At 64.8% G+C, this 20,156-nt stretch carries 22 protein-coding genes and 1 pseudogene; 10 read left to right on the forward strand and 13 right to left on the reverse strand.

What is annotated here, in order from left to right; genetic code table 11:
- Positions 1-119 precede the first annotated feature (119 nt).
- Positions 120-362 (reverse strand): hypothetical protein, encoded by a 243-nt coding sequence (locus tag G6R19_RS15545; RefSeq protein WP_163166556.1) that lies wholly within the window; start codon positions 360-362, stop codon positions 120-122.
- A 78-nt stretch (positions 363-440) separates the two neighbouring features.
- Here G6R19_RS15545 and G6R19_RS15550 point away from each other — a divergent pair, with 78 nt between their 5' ends.
- The 4 genes from G6R19_RS15550 to G6R19_RS15565 are packed head-to-tail and all read left to right on the forward strand — an operon-like array spanning position 441 to position 2,910.
- Entirely contained in the window at positions 441-944 is a 504-nt protein-coding gene (locus tag G6R19_RS15550) for a MarR family transcriptional regulator (RefSeq protein WP_163166558.1), read from the forward strand.
- A 34-nt stretch (positions 945-978) separates the two neighbouring features.
- Positions 979-1,656, forward strand: coding sequence for an SSI family serine proteinase inhibitor (locus G6R19_RS15555; RefSeq protein ID WP_346010087.1), 678 nt, complete (start codon positions 979-981; stop codon positions 1,654-1,656).
- Positions 1,625-2,566 carry a 3-methyladenine DNA glycosylase gene (locus tag G6R19_RS15560; protein ID WP_163166560.1) on the forward strand — a complete coding sequence of 314 codons (942 nt, stop codon included), beginning with the start codon at positions 1,625-1,627 and terminating at the stop codon, positions 2,564-2,566. The genes G6R19_RS15555 and G6R19_RS15560 overlap by 32 nt, the downstream gene beginning before the upstream one ends.
- Entirely contained in the window at positions 2,563-2,910 is a 348-nt protein-coding gene (locus tag G6R19_RS15565; RefSeq protein ID WP_163166562.1) for a serine protease inhibitor, read from the forward strand. The genes G6R19_RS15560 and G6R19_RS15565 overlap by 4 nt, the downstream gene beginning before the upstream one ends.
- Positions 2,911-3,002: 92 nt before the next feature.
- Here G6R19_RS15565 and G6R19_RS15570 read toward each other — a convergent pair whose 3' ends face one another.
- A complete protein-coding gene (locus tag G6R19_RS15570; RefSeq protein ID WP_240341911.1) occupies positions 3,003-6,041 on the reverse strand; it encodes a S8 family serine peptidase in 3,039 nt (1,012 codons plus the stop codon).
- Between the two features lie 343 nt (positions 6,042-6,384).
- Positions 6,385-6,567: a hypothetical protein gene (locus G6R19_RS15575; RefSeq protein ID WP_163166564.1), complete on the reverse strand. Its 183-nt coding sequence runs from the start codon at positions 6,565-6,567 to the stop codon at positions 6,385-6,387.
- Between the two features lie 268 nt (positions 6,568-6,835).
- Between G6R19_RS15575 and purS the strand changes: the two genes are divergently transcribed.
- The 4 genes from purS to G6R19_RS15595 all read left to right on the forward strand — a co-directional run bounded on the left by purS (position 6,836) and on the right by G6R19_RS15595 (position 11,169).
- Complete coding sequence (gene purS / locus G6R19_RS15580) at positions 6,836-7,087, forward strand: phosphoribosylformylglycinamidine synthase subunit PurS (protein ID WP_015935902.1); 252 nt, start codon at positions 6,836-6,838, stop codon at positions 7,085-7,087.
- A 1-nt stretch (position 7,088) separates the two neighbouring features.
- Positions 7,089-7,883 carry a phosphoribosylformylglycinamidine synthase subunit PurQ gene (gene purQ, locus G6R19_RS15585; RefSeq protein WP_163166566.1) on the forward strand — a complete coding sequence of 265 codons (795 nt, stop codon included), beginning with the start codon at positions 7,089-7,091 and terminating at the stop codon, positions 7,881-7,883.
- Positions 7,883-10,270, forward strand: coding sequence for a phosphoribosylformylglycinamidine synthase subunit PurL (gene purL, locus G6R19_RS15590; RefSeq protein ID WP_240341909.1), 2,388 nt, complete (start codon positions 7,883-7,885; stop codon positions 10,268-10,270). The genes purQ and purL overlap by 1 nt, the downstream gene beginning before the upstream one ends.
- Positions 10,271-10,344: 74 nt before the next feature.
- Positions 10,345-11,169: a GDSL-type esterase/lipase family protein gene (locus G6R19_RS15595; protein ID WP_163166568.1), complete on the forward strand. Its 825-nt coding sequence runs from the start codon at positions 10,345-10,347 to the stop codon at positions 11,167-11,169.
- Positions 11,170-11,172: 3 nt separating this feature from the next.
- Here G6R19_RS15595 and G6R19_RS15600 read toward each other — a convergent pair whose 3' ends face one another.
- The 4 genes from G6R19_RS15600 to G6R19_RS15615 are packed head-to-tail and all read right to left on the reverse strand — an operon-like array spanning position 11,173 to position 12,779.
- Positions 11,173-11,466, reverse strand: coding sequence for a DUF503 domain-containing protein (locus tag G6R19_RS15600; RefSeq protein WP_163166570.1), 294 nt, complete (start codon positions 11,464-11,466; stop codon positions 11,173-11,175).
- Positions 11,467-11,497: 31 nt separating this feature from the next.
- Entirely contained in the window at positions 11,498-11,815 is a 318-nt protein-coding gene (locus G6R19_RS15605) for a putative quinol monooxygenase (RefSeq protein ID WP_163166572.1), read from the reverse strand.
- The gene (locus G6R19_RS15610; RefSeq protein ID WP_163166650.1) at positions 11,812-12,351 is read right to left on the reverse strand and encodes a DUF1990 domain-containing protein; all 540 of its coding nucleotides are present in this window, start codon (positions 12,349-12,351) and stop codon (positions 11,812-11,814) included. The genes G6R19_RS15605 and G6R19_RS15610 overlap by 4 nt, the downstream gene beginning before the upstream one ends.
- Before the next feature lie 11 nt (positions 12,352-12,362).
- Positions 12,363-12,779 (reverse strand): MmcQ/YjbR family DNA-binding protein, encoded by a 417-nt coding sequence (locus G6R19_RS15615; protein ID WP_163166574.1) that lies wholly within the window; start codon positions 12,777-12,779, stop codon positions 12,363-12,365.
- A gap of 46 nt (positions 12,780-12,825) precedes the next feature.
- On the opposite strand from G6R19_RS15615, the gene G6R19_RS15620 reads away from it, so the two are divergent.
- Positions 12,826-13,851 (forward strand): isopenicillin N synthase family oxygenase, encoded by a 1,026-nt coding sequence (locus tag G6R19_RS15620; RefSeq protein WP_163166576.1) that lies wholly within the window; start codon positions 12,826-12,828, stop codon positions 13,849-13,851.
- Between the two features lie 11 nt (positions 13,852-13,862).
- Here G6R19_RS15620 and G6R19_RS15625 read toward each other — a convergent pair whose 3' ends face one another.
- From G6R19_RS15625 to G6R19_RS15650, 6 genes are all read right to left on the reverse strand, one after another.
- Entirely contained in the window at positions 13,863-14,288 is a 426-nt protein-coding gene (locus G6R19_RS15625) for a CoA-binding protein (protein ID WP_163166578.1), read from the reverse strand.
- A 56-nt stretch (positions 14,289-14,344) separates the two neighbouring features.
- Positions 14,345-15,256, reverse strand: coding sequence for a hypothetical protein (locus G6R19_RS15630; protein ID WP_163166580.1), 912 nt, complete (start codon positions 15,254-15,256; stop codon positions 14,345-14,347).
- Positions 15,253-15,804: a sigma-70 family RNA polymerase sigma factor gene (locus G6R19_RS15635; RefSeq protein WP_163166582.1), complete on the reverse strand. Its 552-nt coding sequence runs from the start codon at positions 15,802-15,804 to the stop codon at positions 15,253-15,255. The genes G6R19_RS15630 and G6R19_RS15635 overlap by 4 nt, the downstream gene beginning before the upstream one ends.
- Positions 15,805-16,093: 289 nt before the next feature.
- Positions 16,094-16,444, reverse strand: a complete 351-nt coding sequence (locus G6R19_RS15640) for a DUF1508 domain-containing protein (protein ID WP_163166584.1) — start codon at positions 16,442-16,444, stop codon at positions 16,094-16,096.
- A 275-nt stretch (positions 16,445-16,719) separates the two neighbouring features.
- Positions 16,720-18,009, reverse strand: a complete 1,290-nt coding sequence (locus G6R19_RS15645; protein ID WP_163166586.1) for an adenylosuccinate synthase — start codon at positions 18,007-18,009, stop codon at positions 16,720-16,722.
- Between the two features lie 261 nt (positions 18,010-18,270).
- A complete protein-coding gene (locus G6R19_RS15650; RefSeq protein WP_163166588.1) occupies positions 18,271-19,332 on the reverse strand; it encodes a M14 family zinc carboxypeptidase in 1,062 nt (353 codons plus the stop codon).
- Positions 19,333-19,688: 356 nt separating this feature from the next.
- On the opposite strand from G6R19_RS15650, the pseudogene G6R19_RS15655 reads away from it, so the two are divergent.
- Positions 19,689-19,970 (forward strand): annotated as a pseudogene (locus G6R19_RS15655) (epoxyalkane--coenzyme M transferase); the annotation flags it as partial.
- Positions 19,971-20,156 lie beyond the last annotated feature (186 nt).

A 20,156-nucleotide genomic window follows, 5' to 3' on the forward strand; every position in this document is an offset into this window, starting at 1 on the left:
TTCCACCCCCTTTCTGCATTCAGGGGAACGAAGAGCCATCCCACATACGGCAGCTGCTCCTCGCGGAGTCAGTGCCCTTATTTTACGCCCGGGCGCCTCAAAAGGCTCCGGGTTCCATTTCAGCGAAGGGACTTGTCGTCGGGGTTCCTGGGCACAACATAGGTGCTGCCGTCTGGCCGGGTGACGGTTTCCCACTGCCGGGTTTCGGCCTCGCGCTGGGCCAGGAGCCTGCGGTTTTCCTCTGTCATGTCGTGGATAAGCGAGGACCGGTTTGCAGGACCGAAAATGGCACGCAGTTTGCCGGTTGCCCGCATGAAGCGCTGTGAGGCATTTTCCTTGCCCTCTGAGCTGGCCTTACCCATGAACTGGCTCCTTCCAGTAACCCTTTTCTTATTCACAGTGTACGCTAATAATTAGTGCACTAACAATTGGAGGCCCCGATGACCACTGCATCCAGCACTTCCACCGCAGCGAGGACTGACACCGCCGGCGCAGACGTCCCGGAGGACAACGACCTGCTGCTTGAGCACCAGCTCTGCTTTGCCCTGACTGTGGCATCACGCAGCGTGGTGGGCGCGTACAAACCCGTGCTTGAGAAGTTGAACCTCACCCATCCGCAGTACCTGGTCATGCTGTGCCTCTGGGAATCCAGCCCGCGCACCGTGCGCAACATCAGCGATGCCTTGGCACAGGAACCGGCTACCATCTCGCCTTTGCTGCGGCGGCTTGAAGCGTCAGGGCTCATTTCCCGACGGCGGGTGGACGGCAACGAGCGCGCCCTGGCCGTCGATCTCACTCCCAAAGGAGCGTCCCTTCGACAGGAGGCCCTCAATGTACCCGGGACCATGATGGAACGCCTGGGCCTGACCCGAAGCCAGGTCAGTGAACTGCACGCGTCCATGATGGGACTCATTGCAGCCACCTCCCAAGGCCGGCAGTCTTAGCCAGCCCTCAGGACCGCGGCAGTAGAATGGCATCATGACGGACTTGCCACAGCGCGGGCTCAATGTGCATCCATGGGACACAGTGCATGTGATGCGCCCAGCGGATTCTCCCCGCCCAAGGCGTCCCAGAGCCACCATGCACTTCCGCCTCGCGGCGTTGTTGTTCGCGGCGGTGCTGCTGCCCGCCTGCACTCCGGATGTGGGCGGGGGAAGCCCTTCCGGCGATGCCTCAGCCTCACCCTCGGCCTCCGTTTCCTCGACAGCATCGCCAAGTTCGCCTGCTCCTTCGGGCAGCGCGGACCCTGAGGCTGAGACTTCTGTGCCCGCGCCCGCCCCCGAGCCCGCTGCGCCGTCATCGGGCCCCGGGCAGGGCAACGCCGAACTGGCCATCGCCTTCACGCCGTCTGCCGGCGAGTCCGAGGTCCACTACACCCTGGTCTGCGTCGACGGCACGCCTGACGCAGAAAGCAACCATCCCGCTGCTGACGCCGCCTGCTCCGCCCTGAAGGAGAACGCGGCGCTGCTGAGCCCCTCTCCGAAACGGGCTGACCAGGTCTGCACCGAGCAGTACGGCGGGCCGCAGGAGGCTACCGTTACCGGCGTAGTGGACGGGATCTCTGTTGATGCTGCCTTTAGCCGCACCAACGGTTGCGAAATCAGCGCCTGGGATGCTGCAAAGGATGTACTTGGTGCAGCTGGTGGAGCGTCTTAACGTCCTGTCGGCCGACGAGTGTCGGGCCAGGGAAGAAGCCCACCAGCAGCGCGTCAGCCGCTACGCGGACCCCTACCTTGCCCGCCGCTCAGCCGGAAAAAAGCATCCGGTGGAGGATTTCCTCTTCACCTACTACACCCAGAAACCGGGCCAGCTCCGCCGCTGGCACCCGGGCGCCGGCGTCGTTCTGTTGGGCCCGGAAGCAGCGGACCGCCGCGGGTGGAAACACTATCGGACGCTCGACGACGGCGAACTTGCCTTCCTCGGGCTGCCGCCGGGAAGCCCTGCGGTCACCATGGACCGGGACGCGTTTCTCGCCGACCGCAAGGATGCCGTCGCCTTCGCCGCAATTATCCTGCGCGGCACTGCCGCCCGCCCTGCGCAGTTTGGCTGCTTCGGGCTCCATGAATGGGCAATGGTCTATCACCAGGACCGGTTCGACCTGCGCCACGAGTATCTGCAGCTGCGCCTCGGGCCGGCAGGGACGGACAAGGTGGTGGAGGACAACCGGATCCGCTGCAGCCACTTTGATGCCTTCCGTTTCTACACGCCTGACGCCATTCCGCTGAACGAACTGGCACCCAGCCGGGAAACCCAGCGGCACCTTGAACAGCCTGGCTGCCTGCACGCCAACATGGACCTGTATAAATGGGCGTACAAGCTGCTGCCCGCCCTGCCCAGTGAGCTGGTGATGGACTGCTTTGAACTATCGTGGCGGATCCGGGCCATGGATATGCAGGCCTCCCCCTACGACCTGGTGGAGTGGGGCTACCCCGCCATCCCCATCGAAACCCCGCAGGGCAAGGCTGCCTATGTGGAGCACCAGCGGTCCTTTGCAGCCGAGGCAGCAGGACTCCGGGACAAGCTGGCCCTGGAACTGGCCGCCTTGTCCGGGAGCGGACAGCCGTGATCGACCTGACCGTCCGGCTGCGTGAAAGCCCCGACGCCGGGGAGCACGAATTCCACTTGGTGGCCGACGGCGGGCGTCCTTCCGCTGAAAGCACAGTGCCGGACCCTGAGGCTGCGCTGGCCGCGGTGGAACGCTACGGCGAGGATATTTTCTTTCCGAAACCGGGCCCGCCCAAGCTGTGCACGCAACAATACGGAGGGCCGCAGGTCGCCGTAGTGACCGGGACGTTCCACGGGCGGGCAGTTGAAGCGGTCTTCACCCGGACCGACGGTTGCGAAATCTCGCGTTGGAAAGCAATGGCTCCTCTACTGGGCAACGTCAGTGGAGCGTCCGGCGCCATCTAAGGCAATGCCGCCTGCCGGAAGAACAACCCGGAAAAGCAGGATCCCCGGCGGGTACAACCGCCGGGGATCCTGTTTTTGTAAACGTCAGGCTGCTAGGCCCCGGGAACCGCGTCCGCGAGAGCTACCTGCGGAGCTCCGGAAGGAGCAGCGGAGGCGCCGCCCACCTGGACGTTGATCCAGGTCCTGATGCCGTTGTCGCCCAGGCTGAGGCGCGAAGCGTAAGCCCCTTCGGACAGGCCGGTCCAAGTCAGCGTGGCCGAGGTGGCCGTGCCGTTCGGAGCAACAATCGGGTTGGGTTCCACCGTGAGGTTGCCGGCGTCCCCCGCAAACGAGACCGCCTGAACGGACGCGCTTGCTGCTCCATTGTCAGGCGTGGAGTACAGATTGGCCACGATGTAGTACGTGCCTGCGCGAGGCGCCTCCACATCCAGGAACTCGCTGGCGGAAGCCGTCGCCACCTGTGTTGCCGTCAGCCCGCCCGAAGCATTGGGTGCGTAGACCACCATGTCCCAGTCGACGTCGTTCGATTGCGCCTGGACACCCAGGCGGGCGAAGGAAGCCCCGGCGGGCACCGTTACCTCGAGCACTGCGTTGTGTGCATCATCCTTCGGTGCGTACTCTCCCGGAGTTTTGGTGATGGCTGTCTGGCTTACGGGCGCCAGGCCTTCCACCCCTACCTTGATGGGGTTGTCCGAACCGGACACCAGTTCCATGGTGCCGCTGCCGCTGCCGGTGGCTGAGCTGAAGGTGAACGACGGGGCGATCTGGGCATCAACAGGGCGGATGGCGATGGGAGAGCTCACAGTGCGCGGGCCCTTCCAGGCCAGGGTGCCGGTGCTGAATTTACCTACCGGAGCGCTCACGTTCCTGATGGTCAGGGTAACCTCGCGGGTCTGGCCTGCCTTGGCGAAGTTCAGCGCCTTCGGCTCGACATGGACGTTGAAGCCCGGCATGTTGACTTCCGGCCGGTACATCCCGGGAACCAGGGCAGTGAGTTGGCGCTTGACCTGCACTTCCCCCACCAGGCTGCCGAGCGCGATGGACGGGAGGTTGAGGTCTCGGGCAGCAATGGTGCCTGCCTGCGGAGCCCCCGTCTCTACACCCTGGCCGTTGAGGAAGCCGAGCCAGTCCTTGATGCCCGAGTTGTAGACCAGGCCTGGATCCAGGAAGCGGGTTGAGTCGATATGGCCCGCGCCGCCCTGGAAGGGATCTGTGTTGGGTGAACCGTCAGCGTTGACCAGCGGGTAGGCGGTGGTCATCATGGCCGACTTGACCATTGCAGGCGTCCACTTGGGCTGTTTGCTGAGCACCAACGCCCCGAAACCGGCGATGTGCGGTGCGGCCATGGACGTGCCCGACATAAAGCCGAACTGCTCGCCGTCGTTGCCGATGGTGGAAACGCCCGCGAGGACGTTCACGCCCGGTGCAGCGATGTCCGGCTTCAGCAGGTCGCCACCGGAGGCAAGGCTCGGCCCGCGGGAGGAGAAGCCGGCGATCTGGGGCGCTGGGGAAGCGGGTTCTCCGGTCAAGTCCCCCTTGACCAGGCTGACTGTCAAAGCGGGGTTGGCTTCAAGCTTGGACTTCAGTTCCAGGCTTTTCGGAGCATTGACGTGCACCGTGGGAAGCACATGGTTGTCCGCATCTTCGGAGCTGCTGGTGAGGTTCACCAGGATCATCCCGACGCCGCCCTTGTCCTGGACCTCCTGGCTCTTGGCCGTCCTGTCCACAACGCCGCGGTCGCAGACCACCACCTTGCCTGCCACCTTGGCAGCATCGAGGGAACCGGGGCCGCAGAGGTTCGGATTGGCAGCACCTGCTGCTGCCGCAGCTGAGGCGACCACAACCGGTTTGTCGGCAACTTCCGATTTCATAATCGAAGCTCCACGGTACAGCGAGCCATCGGAGACCTTGACGGTGCCAAGCAGGTCGCTCGGGAAGGTGGACGCAGCGACCGTAGTCAGCCAGGGTGAGGCGTGGTTGACCGTTGAGACAGTGGGGCCGGAGTTGCCGGCGGACGCGGAAACAAAAACACCTGCGGCGGCAGCGTTGAGGAACGCCAGTGCCACCGGATCAGTCGTGCTGTTGTTGTTGCCCGAAATCGAGTAGTTCAGGACGTCCACGCCGTCCTTGATGGCGGCATCCACTGCTTCGACGGAAGCGGAGGAGTAGCAGCCTCCGGTATCGGGGTTGGTGTCCTCCCAGCAGATCTTGTAGACGGAGACCTTCGCGGCGGGAGCAACACCGGAGCTTTTGCCGAACCCGGCGCCGTCAATCACCTGCTCAACGTTCGCGTTGCCGGCCGCGGTAGTGGCGGTGTGCGTGCCGTGGCTTCCGACGTCGACCGGTGAGATGAGCTCTTCGGGCGCCCGGTTTCCGGGCGCTACGGACTGCAGGAAAGCATCGGCAAAGTACCTGGCGCCGATGACCTTGGAGTTGCACTGGGAGCCGTCGAATGAGGCGCCCGTCCCCTGCCCCTTTTGGCAGTCGCCTTCGAAGGTGGTGCCGTCGGCCTTGAGCATGGCGATCCGGCCCTCGGCGGTCCGGTACGGCACACCCATCTGCGCGGGACCGCTCAGCGGCTGGACTGGCTCACCCTGCAGGAACGGGTTGTCGGGGGCATACCCGGAATCGATGACCCCTACGACAACGCCTTTGCCGGCGTTGGCTTCCCCGCCGAACTGCTTGGCCCAAACTCCGTCGGGGCCAGTCAGCTTGAGGAAGTCAGTGGTGGTGTAGTCCGGGGCATTCTCAACATCCGGCGTCACGGCCAGAACCCGGTTGTCCCTGGACAACTCCATGGCCTGTCCTGCGTTCAGCTCGGCGCTGAAACCGTTGAGGGCAGCCGTGAACTGCTTTACCGGGGTGACCCCCTGGCTGTCAGCGACCTCCCGCTGTTGCTTGCGGAGATGGGCGTCGTAGGCCTTGTAGTTGGCGCTTCCGGGTTCCAGCTTCCGGCCGTTCTGCGGCTTGGTCGCCCCTAGTCCCGGCGTTTCACCCTCGTAGGCCGCAGCTGCCGCACCCGCGAGGACAACGATGTAGCGGCCGTCCTTGAACTCCGTGGATGTTGTCTTCTTTGCAGCTAGTGCCACATCCTGTCCGGCCGGCACCGCGGTAGCGGGACTTACGGCCATCGAGGTGAGGAGAAGAGGCAGACCCACGGCCAGCGCCGCAGCTTTCCGGATTCCCCCGCCCCGCAAGGGGCTCTTTCCAGTAGATCTCACGTGCAACCCTTTCACGAGGTACCGGCCCAGCCACGACTGCGGGCCCAAAATGACTGGCCGTCAGCGAAATTACAGATCTTGTCATTTCGTGAGACCAGTCGATTCAAAGAGTACAGACTGATAGCTCAATATGACATAGGGCACAACGAGAAGTTTCGCCAGTCCTACACTTGCCGGGCAGGGCAGGACGGCATGGAAAAGGGCGCCCCTCAGGGCGCCCTGGCAACTTCAGAGTGGGTGCGGGCAGACGCTGCTACCGGGGTGTGCGCACCACGTCGCTGATCCACTGCCGGGTCTTTTCATCCATGGGCCCCGCCACCCGGTTTTCCCGGGCGAACCGGTCGGCCTTGATCTTCTGGAGCACCATTCGCCCAAGTCCGGCAAAAACTGCCGCGGCAACCATGGGCAACAGCACGGATCTCGATTTCTCTGCCATTCAGCAATCCTAGTGACACCTTTGGCGCAACTCCAGATCCCGCGGCGAACCGCCCCCCGCCGCGCCTCTCTCCCAGGGTTCCGGCCGCCGCCGGTGGCTGGAACTTGCCGAATACAGGCTGGGGCGCTCCGGCCGGTAGAATGGAGTGGCAAGCTCGCGGAGCGCCCGTCCACAAGGTTTAACAAGGTGTGCATCAACACCTCGGTACGGCGTGAGACGGCACCACTCCGCTGCGCCCTTACCCAAGCTCACGCACAGGAGTTACCGGATGCCCCGGATCGTTGTTGACGTTATGCCCAAGCCCGAGATTCTGGACCCGCAGGGGAAGGCTATCGTCGGCGCTCTCCCCCGGCTGGGCTTTACCAGCTTCAGTTCTGTCCGCCAGGGCAAGCGTTTCGAACTGACCGTCGACGGCGAGGTGACCGAGGAGATCCTGGCCCAGGCGCGCGATGCCGCAGAGACCCTGCTGTCCAACCCTGTGATCGAGGACGTTGTCAACGTCGAGGTCGTCGAGGCCTGAAATGACTGAACTTCCCCTGATCGGCGAGCCAATCGCCGCCGCAGCAGACGCCTCTGGTGCTCGCGGGCTCGCCGGCGCCCGGATCGGCGTCGTCACGTTCCCAGGCACTTTGGATGACCGCGACGCCGCCCGTGCGGTCCGTCTGGCCGGCGGCACCGCCGTCGAGCTTTGGCACGCCGATAAGGAGCTTGGCGACGTCGACGCCGTCGTGATTCCCGGCGGCTTCTCCTACGGCGACTACCTCCGCGCCGGCGCCATCGCCCGCTTCGCACCGCTGATGTCCAAGATCATCGATGCCGCCAACAGCGACGCCAAGCTTCCCGTGCTCGGCATCTGCAACGGCTTCCAGATCCTCACCGAGTCGCACCTGCTGCCCGGTTCAATGATCAAGAACGACCACCTGAAGTTCATGTGCCGTGACCAGGTCCTGCGCGTCGAAAACAGCAACACCGCATGGACGCTGGACTACGAAACCGGCCAGGAAATCACTGTGCCGCTCAAGAACCAGGACGGCCAGTACCTTGCGGATGACAAAACCCTGGACGCGCTCGAGGCAGAGGGCCGCGTGGTGTTCCGCTACGTGGGCTTCAACCCGAACGGCTCCCGCCGCGACATCGCCGGCATCTCCAACGCCGCCGGCAACGTGGTGGGCCTCATGCCGCACCCCGAGCACGCTGTGGAGCCCGGATTCGGTCCCGAATCTGCTGGGTCCGGCGGCGCCGGTGTCGGCGGGTCCGATACCGACGGGCTGGGCTTCTTCACCTCCGTTTTGACCAAGATTGTGGGAGGCAAGTAATGACCGGGACCTCGACAGGCTCCATCACCGACGGCGGAGGCACGGCTACCGCTGCCGCCTCGCCCACCGCTGCCCCGGGTGCCATCACCCAGGTCAAGAAGTTCAACATCGACACCGTTGAGCATGCCGCGAAGACTCCGGATACCGAACTGCCCTGGGCCGAACTGGGCCTCAAGCAGAACGAGTTCGACGAGATCGTCAAGGTGCTGGGCCGCCGTCCCACCGGCGCCGAACTTGCCATGTACTCCGTTATGTGGAGCGAGCACTGCTCCTACAAGTCCTCCAAGAACCACCTGCGCCAGTTCGGCGAAAAGGTGACCCCGGAGATGAAGAAGGACATGCTGGTGGGCATCGGCGAAAACGCCGGCGTGACCAACCTGGGGGACGGCTGGGCCGTGACCTTCAAGATCGAGTCGCACAACTCGCCGTCGTTCGTTGAGCCCTACCAGGGCGCTGCCACCGGAATCGGCGGCATTGTCCGCGACATCATCTCCATGGGTGCCCGCCCCGTTGCCGTGATGGATCCGCTGCGCTTTGGCGCCATCGACCACCCGGACACCGCCCGCGTGATGCACGGTGCCGTTGCCGGCATCGGCGGCTACGGCAACTCCCTGGGCCTGCCGAACATCGGCGGCGAGATGGTGTTCGACTCCGTCTACCAGGGCAACCCGCTGGTCAACGCCCTGGCCGTGGGCGTGATGCGGCACGAGGACATCCGCCTCGCCAATGCCTCCGGCAAGGGCAACAAGGTGGTCCTGTTCGGTGCCCGCACCGGCGGCGACGGCATTGGCGGCGCGTCCGTGCTGGCCTCCGAGTCCTTCGACGACACCAAGCCCTCGAAGCGTCCCGCCGTCCAGGTGGGCGACCCCTTCGCCGAGAAGGTCCTGATCGAGTGCTGCCTTGAGCTGTTCAAGGGCTCGCTGGTGGAAGGCATCCAGGACCTGGGCGCGGCAGGCATCTCCTGCGCCACATCCGAGCTCGCTTCCAACGGCGACGGCGGCATGGCCGTTGAGCTGACCTCGGTGTTGCTCCGCGACCCCACGCTGACCCCGGGCGAAATCCTCATGTCCGAGTCGCAGGAACGCATGATGGCCGTGGTCACCCCGGAGAACGTGGAAGCGTTCGAAGCCGTCATGGACAAGTGGGCTGTGGAGTACGCCTGGCTGGGCGAGGTGACGGACAGCGGCCGCCTCATCATCACGTGGGAAGGCGAGGTCATTGTCGACGTCGATCCCCGCACCGTGGCACACGACGGCCCGGTCTATGACCGTCCGTTCGCCCGTCCCGAGTGGCAGGACGCCGTGCAGGCCGACACCTTCACCGGTTCCGTCCAGGACGCCGGCCGGCCCTCTGCTCCGGCAGAACTGGCCAAGGCCGTCACCGAACTGGTGGCATCGCCGAACATGTGCTCCAAGTCCTGGATCACCAACCAGTACGACCGCTACGTGGGCGGCAACACCTCCATGGCGTACCCCGATGATGCCGGCGTTGTCCGCGTGGACGAGGAAACCGGACTGGGCGTGGCCCTGGCCACCGACGCCAACGGCCGCTACACCTACCTTGATCCGTACCACGGCGCACAGCTGGCGCTGGCAGAGGCGTACCGGAACGTTGCCACCTCCGGCGCCGTCCCCATGGCTGTCAGCGACTGCCTGAACTTCGGCTCCCCCGAGGACCCGGACGTTATGTGGCAGCTCGCCGAAGCGATCCGTGGCCTGTCCGACGCCTGCATGGTGCTGGGCATCCCGGTGACCGGCGGCAACGTCTCGCTGTACAACCAGACCGGCACCACGCCCATCCACCCCTCCCCTGTGGTGGCAGTGCTGGGCAAGCTCGACGACGTTGCCCGCCGCACGCCGTCGGGCTGGCGCGAGGATGGCCAGGCAATTTACCTGCTGGGCACCACCGCGGCTGAGCTGGACGGCTCCGAGTGGGCCAACATGCGCGGCCACCTGGGCGGCCAGCCGCCCAAGGTTGACCTGGACGCCGAACGTGCCCTGGGTGAGATCCTGATCAACGCTTCGCGCGACGGCATGATCGATTCCGCGCACGACCTCTCCGAGGGTGGCCTCGCGGCGGCCCTCGTGGAATCCTCGCTGCGGTACGGCGTCGGTGCCCGGATTGCGCTGCAGGATGTCCTGGACCGGGACGGCGTGGACCTCTTCACGGCGCTGTTCTCCGAATCCCAGGGCCGTGCCGTCGTCGGCGTCCCGCGCTCCGAGGAAGTGCGGTTCACGGACATGTGCACCGCCCGCGGCTTCGCCCACACCCGCATCGGCGTGGTGGACGCGGCCAGCGGCACCTTGGAGATCAACGGCGTGGAGAGCCTGTCCCTGGATGCCCTCCGGGAAGCCCATGAGGGGACCCTGCCGAAGTACTTCGGCTGACCCCAGCACTGCCAAACACACGGAAATCCGCGCCCCCTTCGGAAGGGGGAGCGGATTTCCGCTTTAATCGAGCCATGGCCAAGGTGGCAAAGTTGCTCAGCTTCCTGCTGCTGCCGATCCTGATCCTGGTTGCGGCGGCGCCGACACCAGGATCCGGGCCGAACGCTGCCTACCCCCACAGCATGGCGGCCCTCGGAGACTCCATCACCCAGGCCTACAACGCCTGCTGCGTGCAGGGGGACGATCCGGCGCGGTCCTGGTCCACCGGTGACGGCCCGAGCGATGGAGTGGCCAGCCACTACGAACGGCTGCTCCAGCTGACGCCCGGAATTAGGGGGAAAAACTTCAATAACGCCGTGAGCGGGGCGAAGGTGTCAGATCTGCCCCGCCAGGCGGAGGCCGCAGCCGGGCAAGGCGCCGCGTATGTGACCGTGCTGGTGGGCGCGAACGATCTTTGTACACCGTCGTTGGACACCATGACCCCGGTTGATGACTTCCGGGCCTCCGTGACCCGCGCACTTGCCACGCTGGACCAGATGCGGCCACGGCCCCAGGTTTTTGTCAGCAGCATCCCGGACATGTACCAGTTGTGGAATGTCCTGCGCGTCGACCAGGCAGCACAATCAGCCTGGTCCGCTGGCCGCATTTGCCAATCCATGCTGGCTGCTTCGAACTCTGAGGACATGCGCCGGCAGGTGGTCCAGCGGGAGCTCGCATTCAACGAGGTCCTCGCGGACACCTGTGCCCGGTACGAAAGCTGCCGTACTGATGGCGGAGCGGTCTACGCCCACGGACACAGCGCAGGCGACGTAAGTGTCCTGGACTACTTCCACCCGAGCCTTCAGGGCCAGGCAACGCTGGCGGACATCACGTGGCAGGCCGCCTGGCAACGGAACTAGCAGTCAGTCCTCGCTGTGGTGGTCCCGCTGCCGTGCACTCAGCAGTTCGATTTCCGGCCGTCCGGCCACAAGGCGTTCGACGGCGTCGAGGACCTCCACGAGGTGGGCCCGGTCAGCTGCCACCAGGCCGGCGCCCACTTGCGAACGCCGGTATTGGTCCTGATACCCAACCTCAGCCACGGACACGTCATACTTGCGCTTGATGTCAGCCAGCAGTGGCCTGATAACCGAGCGCTTCTCCTTCAGGCTCTGAACGTCGCCCAGGAGGATGTCGAATTCGATCCAGCCGATCCACATGGCATCAGCCTAACGAAATACGGCTGCGGGGCTAGATGCAAAGTTCGCCCATCCGGTCCCAGCCTTCGCCGTCGAGCTGGCGGCTGATGATGCGGGGTGTCTCGGCGAGGGCCTGGGGCATGTCAGCCATGGCCTGCTTGAAGTGCGGGCTGTTGACGTGCTCGCCGGCGGCGTCGTCCTTGAACGCTTCAACCAGGACGTATTCATTCGGGTCCTCCAGGCTGCGGGACCAGTCGAACCAGAGGTTGCCGGGTTCCTGCCTTGTTGCCTGGGTGAAGCCGGCAACAAGATCGGGCCAACGCTCCGACCATTCAGGCTTGACCTTGAATTTGACGACGATAAAGATCACGGGAGTTGTCCTTCCACGGCGAGTTGGCGTGCCCCTTCAATGTACCGGGAAGTAACGTGGCGCTGCGCCGCGCGGGTCACCAGTCCGCCGGCCGCGTAAAACCAGTTGCCCGGCTTGCTGAATGCCCGGATTCGAACAAGAACCTCGGCGTTTCCGTTGATCTCCACCTCGAAGGACTCTTCTCCCCGCGCGGGATGCCCGGGCAGTGCTCCGTACCCGAATCCCGCAGACTGGGGCATTCCCGCCGGCAGCGGTTCACGGACCCACACCACCTCGCAGGGCGCGTCCAGCCGCAAGGGCCCGACGCCGAAGCCGCTCGCCACCCGCGCCCCGGGCACTACCCGCGGGGAATCAGTGCGGACGCGGAGGCCCGCACGCCGCTGCAACTCCCAGGACAGGATGCCGGCGGCAACCCGCTGGTAAACCCGCAGGCCGCTGCCGAGGTGGACCTCCTCCAGCACCGTTGCGTAGCCCGCAGGCGCCGAACCGTGCTCCGTGCCGCCGATGCAGGGGTAGTTGAGGACGCCGCCTGCCATGCTCTTGGCTTTCAAAGCTGCTCCCCTCTGATTCCTGCGAAGCGGGCCCATCCGAGCTGCTCCTGCTGCTTCCTGCTGAGGCCAGCCACCACCAGGTCGTACGAGTCCTCCACCATGTCCCGGACCATGTCATAGGGCAACGCGCCATCGAGGCGGACGCCGTTCCAGTGCGTTTTGTTCATGTGCCACGCGCCGGTAATTTCCGGGTGGGCTGCGCGGAGCTGAACGGCCAGGGTGGGCTCACATTTGAGGTTTACGTAAAAGTCGCTGGCGTCCATCGAGGACAAGGCAAAGAGCTTGGCCTCGTGCCGGGCCCCGCCTGAAACGCTTGCGCGGACCTTGAATACGGCAGTTTCGGGCCCAAAGGGATAATCCTCGAAGGCGCCCGGGAAGGACAGGCAGATTTTCCTCAGCGCGTTGGGGTCCATAAAGTCAGCCTATAAAGCAGGCCACTGACGGTGCTAGTCTGCGAGGATGTCACACGATCAGGGGATACCTGTTCTGGACCTGAGCACCGCGCGGCAGCCCTACGGGCCTTTCAGTCCGGAATTCATTGAACAGCTGCGCCACGCCACCCATAACGTCGGCTTCTTCCAAATCACCGGCTACGGTGCGGCCCCGGGCCAGGCTAAACATCTCCTGGACGTCATCCAGCGCTTCTTCAGCCTGCCCCTGGAGGAACGGATGAAGCTGGACAACCGTTTGTCGCCCCACTTCCGGGGATACACCCGGATGGGCACCGAGGTGACCCAAGGCAGGGCGGACGCGCGCGAACAAATTGACTACTCTCCGGAGCGTGAGCCGGTCAGTGACTATCCGGCCGACCAGCCGTACTGGCTGCTCCAGGGTCCGAACCTGTGGCCGGACGAGTCCTTCCCCGAGCTCAAGCCTGCGGCAATGGAATGGGCCGGGCTGATGTCCGCGGTTGGAATGGAGCTCCTTCGTGCCATCGCGGTTTCCCTGGAACTGCCCGAGGACTACTTCGACGAGCCCTTCCGCGATTCACCTGCCTGGATGGGCAAACTGGTGCACTACGTCGGCGGCGTGGTCGAGGCAGCCGGCGACCAGGGAGTCGGCTCCCATGCGGACTACGGATTCGTCACGCTCCTCCTGCAGGACCAGGTAGGCGGGCTGGAGGTCCAGCCCCCCGGCGTCACGGAGTGGCTGCCTGTGGAACCTATCCCGGGCGCCTTGGTAGTGAACCTCGGCGAGATGCTGGAAGTGGCAACGGAGGGATACCTGGCGGCCACCATCCACCGGGTCCAGGCGCCACCCCCGGGCGTGGACAGGTACTCCGTCCCGTTCTTCTGGTCTCCCCGGCTGGACGCCGTGATCGACCCGGTCCCCCTGCCGCCCGAACTGAAGGCTGAAGCCAGGGGCATTTCAGACGATCCCGCGAACCCGCTCCTGGCCTCGTACGGGATGAATATGCTCAAGGGCAGGATGCGTGCCCACCCGGACGTCACGGAGCGGCACTATCCCGAGCTTCTGAACCGTTAAGCGCAGCCCCGTCAGAGGTTGTATTTCCAGGCCTGCTGGGCGGGGCAGGTGTCCATCACCACATCTAGCCCGGCCGCCTTTGCCCGCTCTGCCGCGGCCTCGTCGATGACCCCGAGCTGCAGCCACACCGCCTTCGCCCCCACGGCAATTGCCTGGTCCACCACTTCCCCCACTTTCTGGGAGTTCACAAAGCAGTCCACGACGTCGATGGGGTGCTTCTCAGCGGGAATGTCACCAAGGCTGCGATAGCCGGCTTCCCCATGTACCGGCTCGCCCGGAAGGTTGACGGGGATGATCTCCATCCCCAGCCGGTCCCGGATGAAAAGCGACGTGTCGTAGGCGGCGCGCCACTCGTTGGTGGTGAGGCCCACGATGGCCCACCGCCCCTTGGTCCGCATCAGGCGTTCGACAACGGCAGGATCATTTTTGTGCCCCATGCGCCCAGCTTACGTGGCCGGGAGGACACGCGGGCTAAGGTACTTCCCCGTAGCGGCTACCGGCTGAACTTCTGCAGCCATTTCGCGCCGGGGACTGCATTTGCAGCCGCCCCGGCGGCGTCCACACCCTGCCTGAGGGCTTCCGGCATGGAATCCGCCCGTACCCCTGGCCCCGCTCCAGCCGCATGGTTCGCATCGCCCGGGGCAGTTGCGCCTCCCTGACCAGCTGCCTGTTCCGGGAGCACACCGGCAGGGACCGCGTTTTCCTTCTCGTCAGCAGCCTCGGCGTGGCTCTTCCCGGAACCGGTGGCAGTGTTCTGGCCGCCACCCCTTTGAGCCTCCCCGTTTCCCTGCTTCCCTTGCCCGGACATGTCCGGTGCCGCCGCTTCCGGCCTGCCGGGTGGGACAGAAGTTTCCTCCGTGGCGGGAGCGGTTTTGCGGGTGCCACCGGCAGTCGTGTCTTCTTCGTCGACGCCAAATTCCTGTTCCCTGTGCGCCGCTGCATCCGCGCCGGGTCCATCCAGGGGGTCCGACACCACCACGGCGCCAAGGACGTCCTGCGCGGGCAGGCTCCAGGCGGGCGCCCAGTCTTCAAGCATGTGCTGGATCGAGAGACTGCCGGATGCACCGGGCACGGCGGAACTGGCCGCTACCCCGCCCACGCCAAGTCCCATGCCTGCTATCAGGGCAAGGCCAACAACGGTCGGCCGGTGTGCCCGAAGCCCCCGGCGCCTGGCAAGTTCGTCCTGTCCGCTTTCCGACGTCCCGACCGTATCGTCCGCGCCGCCAGTGGACCCGTCGCCGCCTTCCGCCAGCAGAACCGCAAGTTTTCCGGATGGGGCCGGTGTGGGCAGCGACGCCAGCGACCCCAGCGCAAGAAGCGCGGCGCGAAGCTCGGGGTCCTTGCCGTGTCCGGCGTCGAGGAGCATCTCCTCCACGATGGCGGGCAGGTGATTCACGTGCGTCATGGCCTCAGGTACTCCTTCACGGCCGCAAGTTCGCGGAGTTTCCCCAGTGCCCGCCGCTGAAGCTGCTTTACGGCGCCGGCACTCTTGCCCATGGCTTCAGCTGTCTGCTCCACGGTGAGTCCGGCAACGAGGCGAAAGGCCAGGACCTCGCGCTGGTCCTGCGGCAACCCGTCCAGCAGGCCCATGACCTCGCGGGGTGAAATACGTTCGAGGGCGTCCGTCTCCGCGGAGGAATCTTCACGCTGGTCCAGTTCAGGCTCGAAGGGCAACCTGGCCGGGGTCCGGCTTTGGCGGCGGTGATCGTCCACCATCCGGGCGTGCGCGACGGAGAAGATAAAAGTCCGGAGGCCTGCGGCACCTCCATGGATGGTGTCGAGCCGTGGCAGGACGGAGAGGAACACTTCCTGCATGGCCGCCTCCGGGTCCTCGACTCCCCGGGCCGCGAGATAGCCCAGGACTTGTGATGCATAGGTCCGGTAGACAACGCTGAAGACGGACGCGCCGGCGGCTTGGTCCCGCAGGGTCCCGTCTGTGAGTGCATCTGTCACGGACGTAGTGCTTTCAGTCAAAAGGGGTTCCGGGCGGAAGAGGCCTGATCCGATAAGGAATGCTTTTTCCCCGCATCACTTTACCCCTCAGTAACTACTGCCCGGGCCAGCCACCCAAAGCGCTGCGGCCAGTTGCCGCAACTGCCTTTGGCACCGGGAAGTGAAAGAGCCGGCCTGGAACGTGATGGGGGACAAGTTCCAGGCCGGCGCTACATAGGGGTAATCGCTGCAGGCCTACAAAGGGTTACGCCTTGCAGCAAAAAGATTCAAAAAACTTTTGCCCGCACCTTCAACGGGCAACGGCCGTGGCCCAGCGGGGCTTGGTTCCCTGCCGGTGCGGTCCTTTTGCCAGGATGAACGTGTGCCCGGCGGGAGTACGCCGGTCCCCACAATCACCCGGCGCGGCTGCCGGCCCTACCGCAGGAGCGGCTGCAGGCACCGCACGGGCAACAGCGCCGGCCGGGCAAAGGTCGGTGACCAGCCCGGTGCCGGCGCACTCGCGGACGGCGGCGATTCCGGCAGCGAGGGCGGCCTTATCCTCAAAGGGGCCGGAGACAGCCATCACCGTGCCATCCGGAGCCAGCAGCCGGAACCTGAAATACGAATCCTGGTCAACGAACGCTTCGAACTTTCCGGCCATAAGAAATCCTTTCGTTCTGCGGGCCCCGTCCAACCTGCGGGCCCGGCGGGCGGCGTCGTCGCCGCCCGCCAGTCCGCGCGCATCGGGCCTTTCCCAAGCCGGTGGTTGAACGATCGGTGATCAGGTCACCGGGTGTACAAACGAGTGTCCCGGCCCCGCCTGCAGTCTCACAAGGCCTGCCCCGTAAAACCTTTGTAAATTGCGCAAGGCCAGCCCAACAACAGCGGCGGGCCACCTTCGAAAGGTGGTCCGCCGCCGTCGTAATTCCTGACGCGTCAGTCGTTGATAAGGTCGTTCACCACAATGGTCTGGTCCCTATCAGGTCCAACACCGATGGCGGAGAAGCGCGTCCCGGACAGTTTTTCCAGGGCCAGCACATAGTTGCGTGCGTTCTCCGGCAGGTCCGCCAGGGTCCGCGCACCGGTGATGTCCTCTGTCCAGCCCTCGAAGTATTCGAAGATCGGCACTGCGTGGTGGAACTCGGTCTGCGTCATGGGCATTTCGTCGTGGCGGACGCCATCCACGTCATAGGCAACGCACACCGGGATCTGCTCGATGCCGGTGAGCACGTCCAGCTTGGTGACGAAGTAGTCCGTGAAGCCGTTCACGCGTGAAGCGTGGCGGGCCAGGACGGCGTCGTACCATCCGCAGCGGCGCGGCCGGCCGGTGTTGACGCCGAACTCACCGCCGGTTTTCTGCAGGTAGACGCCCATCTCGTCGAAAAGCTCCGTGGGGAACGGGCCGGCGCCAACGCGTGTGGTGTACGCCTTGATGATGCCGATGGAGCGGGAGATGCGGGTTGGCCCGATGCCCGAACCCACGGAGGCTCCGCCGGCCGTGGGGTTGGAGGAGGTGACGAACGGGTAGGTTCCGTGGTCCACGTCCAGGAAAGTTGCCTGGCCGCCTTCCATCAGGACCACCTTGCCCTCGTCCAGGGCAGAGTTGAGGACCAGGGTGCTGTCGATGACCAGCGGGCGGAGCCGGTCGGCGAAGGACAGGAAGTACTCCACGATCTCATCCACGAGCACGCCACGGCGGTTGTAGACCTTGACCAGGAGTTCATTCTTCTGGCGCAGCGAACCTTCCACCTTCTGGCGGAGGATTGACTCGTCAAACACGTCCTGCACCCGGATGCCCAGGCGGGCCACCTTGTCCATGTAGGCAGGGCCGATGCCACGGCCCGTGGTCCCGATGGCGCGGCTGCCGAGGAAGCGCTCCGTCACTTTGTCCAGCACCTGGTGGTAGGGAGCAACAAGGTGTGCGTTCGCGGAGACGCGAAGCTTTGAAGTGTCGGCGCCGCGGGCCTGGAGGCCTTCGATTTCCTGGAAGAGTGCCTCGAGGTTAACAACGCAGCCGTTGCCGATAATGGGTACCGCGTTGGGGCTGAGGATGCCTGCCGGAAGCAGCTTGAGTTCGTATTTTTCACCGCCTACGACGACGGTGTGCCCGGCGTTGTTGCCGCCGTTGGGTTTGACGACGTAGTCAACGCGGCCGCCCAGCAGGTCGGTCGCCTTGCCTTTTCCTTCGTCGCCCCACTGGGCTCCTACGATCACAATTGCTGGCATGGGATCCTCCCCCATTCGTTCGGGCTGCCCGTGCCATGCCACAACGTGGCGGCCTGGTGCAGCGCCGTTCATGAGAATGCCCCGAATGGACCGGCCTTCACTGGTCCGCGGGCGGCACAGCGACGCAAGAGTTCCGGGGCTCTTACCACCCAAGTTTAGCCGATGAGGGACTTTGTCCACTCGTTGGGCCGCCGCGGTCCTTCTTGCAGGGTAAAGGACTCCTGCGCGGCAAAGGACCGCGGCGGACTGTCAGCGGTGATGCTACTCGTCGTCAGCTTCCTCGCCCGGGCGGGAGGTCTGGGTGGCGAGGCTGTCCCAGAAGGAGGTGTCGGCGTCGGCAATTGATCCGTCAGCGATTGCTGCGGCGGTTGCGGTGAGGGTGGTGACCGTCTGCTTGATCAGGTATCCGTTGCTCCGGAGCCCCAGGGCGTAGCCGTCCAGGTAGTGGTCGGACATGCCACGCATCTCGAACAGGAGCGTAGCGATCCCGTATTCCACGGCAATCCCGTTGCGGCTGATCGTTTCGGCGCTGCCGCCAACGTACTTGCCGAGGTGGCCCCAACCGGTGGAGTCGACGTTATCGAAGACGACCGCGCCCAACTGCTTGGACTTTTCGACAACTGCCGGATCGGCGTTCGGCGTGGTGGGGTACAGGATGGACCCGGAAACCAGCTTGCCGTCGCGTTCGCTGCGGGTGCCCTGGTGGTGCAGGTCGATCATGTAATCGATCCGGTACTTGCGCATCACGTTGTTGTGCAGCGCCTGCGTTTCCGGCTGGACCTTGGCTACGTGGTCGCGGTTGAGGTCCACCTCTTCGGCGTTGTACCGCGTCATGTTGCGGTCACCCTTGGCCAGGTAGTCGTCCAGCGGGAAGTTCACGTCCCCCATGGCGCCGTCCGCATTGAGCATGGGAACGATAAGGATGTTCGCGCCGCCGAGAATGTCTGCGGACTTGCCGGTGCCCAGGTGCTTGACGAATTCCAGTGCGCCCTCGGTGGTGAGCTGCTCGTTGCCGTGCTGCTGCGTCAGGTAAAGGATGGTGGGCTTGGCCGGGTCCGACATGTATTTGACCAGGTGGATGTCCCGGCCCTTCACAGTCTGGCCGATGACCTCCAGCTCCATGGCGCCCTGGCGGGCGTCCTGGTCCTTGAGGAAGGAGACCATCTGCTCGTAGGTGGCAAGCTTCGATGTGGTGATCTGGCCGTTGCCGTCATAGTTGGGGCCTTCGCCCACGGCCATCGCCGGTGCCGGCGCGGCTACTGCTGCCAGTGCCAGGGCTCCGGAAACTGCCAGAGTCCTGAAGGTTGCCAGGGTTTTTCTCACGGTGCGGTACCTCTTTCGAGTGCATTAGGTGCGTCCAGCCCGCCATGTCCCCCATTGCGGGCTGTGACAAAAGACAACCAACCTGGGCGATTCCTGTCAATGGACGTGACAGGAATCTGCAGGCAGTTATTACGTTCTGAAAGCTCCGGCCCTCGTTTCCCGCACAGACCACGTCACCCACGCACGCCGGATCGTTGTCGCGTACCGCTGAGCTGATCGCCGCCAACGCCGTTCGCGAAGAGAACCCTTCCGATGTCGAGGGCTACAACGAACTCCTTACCGCTTCCGTGGTGGACCTGGTCCAGCGCCAGCAGAGCCTGGGCATCGATATCCCCAACGACGGCGAATACGGGCATGCCAACGTCCGCCACGAGCACGAGTGGCGGGTCTGGGAGGACACCAAGCTCCCCGAGGGCAAGGTCATCATCCCGGGCATCGTCTCGCACGCCACCAATGTGGTGGAGCACCCGGACCTGGTGGCAGACAGGATCGTACGGTTCGCAGACGTTGTGGGCCGGGAGAACGTCATCGCCTCCACCGACTGCGGCCTGGGCGGCAGGGCTCACCCGCAGATCGCCTTCGCCAAGCTGGAAGCCCTGGGCGAGGGTGCGCGCCGGGCCACCAAGCGGCCCTGGTAGACCGGGACAGAAAACGCAAAACCCGCCGGTTTCGTGCCCCGCTTGGATCGGGTGCGCGGGACCGGCGTTTCGTTTCGCAGGGCTTGCTAAACTGGTAAAGGCCGACCAGGAATCGGTCCGCCCCATTTCAACCACTTCGGATCTGCTGCGCCATTGTGCGCCCATTTTCGCGGTGGCAGCAACACC

This window comes from Arthrobacter sp. Alg241-R88 (assembly GCF_900537115.1).
Taxonomy (GTDB): Bacteria; Actinomycetota; Actinomycetes; order Actinomycetales; family Micrococcaceae; genus Arthrobacter.